5 protein-coding genes are annotated in these 5,840 nt (G+C 64.4%); 4 read left to right on the forward strand and 1 reads right to left on the reverse strand.

The window, feature by feature from the left end:
* Nucleotides 1–68: 68 nt before the first annotated feature.
* Entirely contained in the window at nucleotides 69–848 is a 780-nt protein-coding gene (locus SY1_RS04930) for a sulfite exporter TauE/SafE family protein (protein ID WP_015556370.1), read from the forward strand.
* Between the two features lie 243 nt (nucleotides 849–1,091).
* Nucleotides 1,092–2,351 carry a dicarboxylate/amino acid:cation symporter gene (locus SY1_RS04935; RefSeq protein ID WP_015556371.1) on the forward strand — a complete coding sequence of 420 codons (1,260 nt, stop codon included), beginning with the start codon at nucleotides 1,092–1,094 and terminating at the stop codon, nucleotides 2,349–2,351.
* A 62-nt stretch (nucleotides 2,352–2,413) separates the two neighbouring features.
* On the opposite strand, the gene SY1_RS04940 is transcribed toward SY1_RS04935, so the two are convergent.
* Nucleotides 2,414–2,644 carry a DUF1858 domain-containing protein gene (locus tag SY1_RS04940; protein WP_015556372.1) on the reverse strand — a complete coding sequence of 77 codons (231 nt, stop codon included), beginning with the start codon at nucleotides 2,642–2,644 and terminating at the stop codon, nucleotides 2,414–2,416.
* Between the two features lie 254 nt (nucleotides 2,645–2,898).
* Here SY1_RS04940 and SY1_RS04945 point away from each other — a divergent pair, with 254 nt between their 5' ends.
* Together SY1_RS04945 and SY1_RS04950 are read left to right on the forward strand one after the other, a co-directional pair.
* The gene (locus SY1_RS04945; protein ID WP_015556373.1) at nucleotides 2,899–4,281 is read left to right on the forward strand and encodes a sodium-dependent transporter; all 1,383 of its coding nucleotides are present in this window, start codon (nucleotides 2,899–2,901) and stop codon (nucleotides 4,279–4,281) included.
* Nucleotides 4,282–4,315: 34 nt separating this feature from the next.
* Nucleotides 4,316–5,704 carry a sodium-dependent transporter gene (locus SY1_RS04950; protein WP_015556374.1) on the forward strand — a complete coding sequence of 463 codons (1,389 nt, stop codon included), beginning with the start codon at nucleotides 4,316–4,318 and terminating at the stop codon, nucleotides 5,702–5,704.
* Nucleotides 5,705–5,840: the final 136 nt, after the last annotated feature.

Consider the following 5,840-nt stretch of genomic DNA (forward strand, 5'->3'; position numbering starts at 1 on the left):
GGGGATGGATGAACGAAGGCTAAGGGGTAAAATAGGGCATAAAATTCACTTTTTGGGAGGTTATCATCATGGGACCGAATCTGTACCAGGCACTGCCCTTCTGGCAGCAGGCGGCGATCGTCTGTCCGCTGATCTTTCTGGGAGGCTTCGTGGACGCCATAACGGGCGGGGGCGGGCTGATCACCCTGCCCGCCTACCTGTTCGCAGGGCTGCCCGTCCACTTCGCGCTCGGGACGAACAAATTGAGCTCCTGCATCGGCACCGCCCTGACGACGGCTCGATACGCCCGCGCCGGCTTCATCCCGTGGAAGCTCGCCTGCCTCTGCGTGGCGGCCTCGCTGATGGGCTCGAACCTTGGGGCGCACCTGGCGCTCTTTCTCAACGACCGCATCTTCAAGTTCGTGATGCTCTTCCTGCTGCCGGTCACGGCCCTCTACGTCCTGAAGGGACGCGCGCTGGTGCACCAGCGTCCTCCCCTGCCCCAGGCGCGGACCGTCCTGACCAGCGCAGCCATCGCCTTTGCCCTGGGAGCCTACGACGGCTTCTACGGCCCAGGAGCCGGCACGTTCATGCTGCTCCTGCTGGCGGCGGCGGCCCACCTGAGCCTCAACACGGCCAACGGCGTCGCCAAGTCCATCAACATGGCGAGCAACCTCGCAGCCCTCACCGTCTTCTTGATCAACGGCCGGGTGCTCTTCCCCCTCGGCCTGCTTGCCGCATGCTTCGGCCTCGCCGGGAACTACCTTGGGGCCCGATCCTTCGAGCATGGCGGGGCCAGGGCGGTCAAGCCCATCATGCTCACGGTGTTGGCCATCTTCTTCGTCAGCCTGCTCCGCGACCTGTTTTGAAGCGGAAACTTCCGTAGTCTGATCCAATGGACCTTCACGCAGAGATTCACGGCGTCGGATTTTCTATGGGATAATGTGGTAATATGGATCGGTATATTTTTTCGTCGACCGAAGCCCTTTCGACACCCCATCATAAACAGCAGGTCGGCGACGGCCCCGTCGGAGGCGGCGGGGTCGCCCGCGGAAAGCCCTCGTTCACTTGAGAAGTCAAAACGCGATTAAAAGGAAAGGAAGATCGTCATCATGCCAAAAAGGGAGTCCGTCTTTCAGAACTACGCGCTCTTGATCGCCATGCTGGGCGCCATCGCGGCCGGGTGTGCCGTCGGCTGGGCCTGGCCCGGCGCCGCGGCGCTTGAACCCCTGGGGACCGTCTTCATCAACCTGCTGTTCTGCATCGTCGTGCCGCTGGTGTTCTGCTCCGTCGCGGGCGCCATCGCCAACATGAAAAGCCGCGCGCGGGCCGGAAAGATCATGGGCGTCACCATCGCCACCTTCGTCGTCACGGGGGCCATCGCCTCCGTCATCACGATCGCCCTCATGAAGCTCTACCCGCCCGTGCCGGTCCCCTGGACGGAGCTCAAAGCCGCCGAGGTGGGCGATCAGGCAAGCCTTGCCACGCTCGTCGTCAACTTCTTCACCGTCCCGGACTTCTCCGCCCTCCTCAGCCGCCGGGCCATGCTGCCCCTCATCGTCTTCTCCATCCTCTTCGGCTTCGGGGTCAGCATGGCGGGCGGCCCCGCGACCCTCACCGCGAGGGCCCTGGCCGACATGACGGAGTGCATGCTGAAGGTCATCAAGCTCCTGACCTACTACGCGCCCATCGCCTTCTTCGGGTTCTTCGCCTCCCTCGTGGCGACTTACGGACCGCAGCTCATCGGCGACTACAGCCGGGCGCTCGTCGTCTACTACCCTCTGTGCTTCGTCTACATCCTGACGGCCTTTCCCCTCATGGCCTGGTTCGGCGGCGGCGCGGCGGGGCCGCGGGTGATGTTCCGCCACATCCTGAAGCCCGCCGTCACGTCGCTCGGCACCTGCTCCTCCATCGCCACGATCCCGGCCAACATGGAGGCCGCGGACGACAGCGGCATCTCCCGCGACATCACCGAGATGGTCCTGCCCCTGGGGGCCACCATGCACATGGACGGCTCCTGCTTCTCCTGCACCCTGAAGATCGCCTTCCTGTTCGGCGTCTTTGGTATGGAGTTCAGCGGCGTGGACACGTTCCTTCGGGTCATCCTGGTGTCCGTGGTCTCCTCCGTCGCCATGTCCGGCATCCCCGGAGGCGGCTACATCGGCGAGTTCGTCCTGTGCTCCCTCTTCTTCCCGGACCACCTACCCCTGGCCTACCCCATCGCGATCACCATCGGCAACCTGGTGGACCCCCCCGCCACGATGATCAACGCATCGGGGGACTACGTGGCGTCCTTCATCGTCTCCCGCTTCGTCGACGGCCGGGACTGGCTGAAGAACGCCCTCGCTAGGAAGGCATCCGAAGGCGCGTAGAACCGCTCACATAATGGCGAGGGGCAGCCCCACGGCTGCCCCTTTTGCTTCATGTCCCCCGGCTACCTGCCCGCCAGGTATTCCTTGATGGCGGCCAGGACCTGATCCGCATCGAGGCCGTGAACCGCGCAGGCATCTTCAAGGGACTCCCCTATCGACGAGGGGCACCCCACACAGTGCATCCCGCTCCGCATCAGGACCTGGGCAATGCCCATGTCATGCGCCAGCATCTCTCCCATCGTCGTCGCCTTCGTCACCTCAAAGGGCTCCGCCGCCTTAACCGCCTCCGCCATTGAGATCCCCTCCCAAATAAAATATAGAAAAAATATCAGGTATTATACCCTTCTCTTGAGCGTCGCATCATCCTTCAAAATACCGACCTGTTGTATAATAGGGAAATTCTGTTTTCGTTAAGGGAGAGCCCTTGCACGGAGCCGGAAAGCCCCCCGATTTCGAGGGCGTCCGAGCCCCTGCAGCGCAGGCTCAAAAAGACGGCGGAGCCGATTTTGTCCCCCTTAACGCCAGACTTGAGAGGAAGGTATTCGTCATGGAGAACGGCAAGAAACGGGAAACTCTGGGCAGCCGGCTGGGCTTCATCTTCCTGTCGGCGGGGTGCGCTATCGGCCTCGGCAACGTGTGGCGCTTCCCCTTCATCACGGGGCAGTACGGCGGGGCGGCCTTCGTCCTGATGTACGTTGCCTTCCTGCTGCTCCTCGGCATTCCCGTCATGGTGATGGAGTTCGCCGTGGGGCGCGCCTCGCAGAAGAGCTCCACCCGGTCCTTCAAGGTCCTGTGCCCGGAGCGTCGCGTCTGGGGCCTCTGGGGCTATGGAGCCTGGATCGGCAGCGTCATGCTCATGACGTTCTACACCGTGGTGACGGGCTGGATGCTGGCCTACGTCTGGTATTCCGCATCGGGGAGGTTCGCGGGCGCCACGCCGGAGGCCGTGAACGACGCCTTCGGCACGCTGCTGTCGGCCCCGAAGGAGCTCCTCGGCTGGACGGCGCTCACGTCGCTCATCGGCGCCGCCGTCTGCTGGACCGGCCTGCGCCAAAGCGTGGAGCGCGTGACCAAGGTCATGATGTGCGGCCTCCTCGCCATCATGATCGCGCTGGCCCTTCGCTCCGTCACCCTGCCGGGGGCGGAGTGCGGCCTCGAGTTCTACCTGAAGCCCAACTTCGCGAACCTCACGGCCAACGGCCTCTGGAGCAGCGTCTACGCCGCGCTGGGACAGGCCTTCTTCACGCTCAGCCTCGGCATCGGCTGCATGGCCATCTTCGGCAGCTACATCGGCAAGGACCGCTCCCTGACGGGGGAGGCCCTCCTGGTGACGGCGCTGGACACGGCCGTGGCCCTCTGCGCGGGGCTCATCATCTTCCCCGCCTGCTTCGCCTACGGCGTCAACCCGGGGGCCGGCCCCGGCCTGATCTTCGTCACGCTGCCCAACATGTTCAACCAGATGCCCAGCGGGCAGCTCTGGAGCACCCTCTTCTTCCTCTTCATGAGCTTCGCTGCCCTCTCCACCGTCATCGCCGTCTTCGAGAACATCATCGCGGGCCTGATGGACCGCCTGGGCTGGAATCGGCAGGCCGCCGCGCTCTTCACCGGCGTCGCGATCCTCCTCCTCTCCATCCCCTGCGCCCTGGGCTTCAACCGATGGTCCGGCTTCCAGCCCCTGGGCGCCGGGTCCGGGGTGCTGGACCTGGAGGACTTCATCGTCAGCAACAACCTGCTGCCCCTGGGGTCCCTCGTCTACCTGCTCTTCTGCGTCTCGCGATGGGGCTGGGGATGGGACGGGTTCATCCAGGAGGCGGACGCCGGGCGCGGCATCAAGTTCCCCGCCTTCCTCCGCCCTTACTTCACCTGGGTGGTGCCCCTGCTCGTGCTCTCCATCTTTGCGGCGGGCTACTGGGAAAAGTTCGTGAAGTAGCCGGCTCTCTTTGCTTTCAAAAAATCGAGGTCTTATGATGGAAATGACGGAAAAGAAACGGGAAACTCTGGGCAGCCGGCTGGGCTTCATCTTTCTTTCGGCGGGGTGTGCCATCGGCCTCGGCAACGTGTGGCGCTTCCCCTTCATCACGGGCCGCTACGGCGGGGCGGCCTTCGTCCTGATCTACATCGTCTGCCTGCTGGCCCTGGCGCTGCCGCTCCTCGTGATGGAGTTCGCCGTGGGGCGCGCGTCCCAACGCAGCGTTGTGACCTCCTTCGCCGCCCTCTGCCCCCGGCACCGCGCCTGGTCCGTCTGGGGCTACGCCGGCTGGATCGGCTGCACGCTCCTCATGATGTTCTACACCGTGGTGACGGGCTGGATGCTGGCCTACACCTGCTACTCCGCCAGAGGGGACCTGGCGGGGCTCACCCCGGACCAGGTGGGGGGCGCTTTCGCCAGCCTCCTTGCGGACCCGGCGGCCATGGTGCGCTGGCTGGCCCTGGCGGTGGGCGTCAGCGCCGCCGTCTGCTGCTCCGGCCTCAGGCGGGGTGTCGAGCGCGCGGCGAAGGCGATCATGGCCAGCCTCCTCGTCATCATGGTTGCGCTGGCCATCCGCTCCGTCACCCTGCCCGGGGCGGAGCGCGGCCTCGAGTTCTACCTGAAGCCCAACTTCGCAAACCTCACGGCCAACGGCCTCTGGACCACCGTCTACGCCGCGCTGGGACAGGCCTTCTTCACTCTGGGGCTTGGCGTCGGCAGCATGGCTATCTTCGGAAGCTACATCGGCAAGGACCGTTCCCTGATGGGCGAGGCCCTCCTGATCTCGACGCTGGACACGAGCGTGGCCCTCTGCGCGGGGCTCATCATCTTCCCCGCCTGTTTCGCCTACGGCATCGAGCCGGGCGCAGGCCCCGGCCTGATCTTCGTCACGCTGCCCAACATGTTCAACCAGATGCCCAGCGGGCAGCTCTGGAGCACCCTCTTCTTCCTCTTCATGAGCTTCGCCGCCCTCTCCACCGTCATCGCCGTCTTCGAGAACATCCTGGCCTGCTTCATGGACAAGCTGGGCTGGAGCCGCCCCCTCGCCGCCCTCGTCACGGGCTGCGGGCTCTTCGTGCTGGCCCTGCCCTGCGCTCTGGGCTTCAACCGGTGGTCCGGCTTCCAGCCCCTGGGCGCCGGATCCGGAGTGTTGGACCTGGAGGACTTCCTCCTCAGCTACAACCTGCTGCCCATCGGGGCCATCGTGTACGTGACGTTCTGCGTCTCGCGCTACGGTTGGGGCTGGGACGCCTTCATCAGGGAGGTCAACACGGGCCAGGGCGTGAAGTTCCCGACGTTCCTGCGCGGCTACCTGACCTACGTGGCCCCCGTCATCGTCCTCCTCGTCTTCCTGGCCGGCTACTGGGAGAAGTTCTTCAAGTAAACCAAACCATCTTACATTAAAAGCGCCGGCTTCCCCATCGGGGGCCGGCGCTTTTTTTGCTTTTTCAGGGCGTCTCACGCCTTTTTGTTGTATCATTACACCATCAATGCCATTGGGAGGGCGGTCTCATGCGGGA

The sequence above is a fragment of the Fretibacterium fastidiosum genome (assembly GCF_000210715.1).
GTDB classification, from domain to species: domain Bacteria; phylum Synergistota; class Synergistia; order Synergistales; family Aminobacteriaceae; genus Fretibacterium; species Fretibacterium fastidiosum.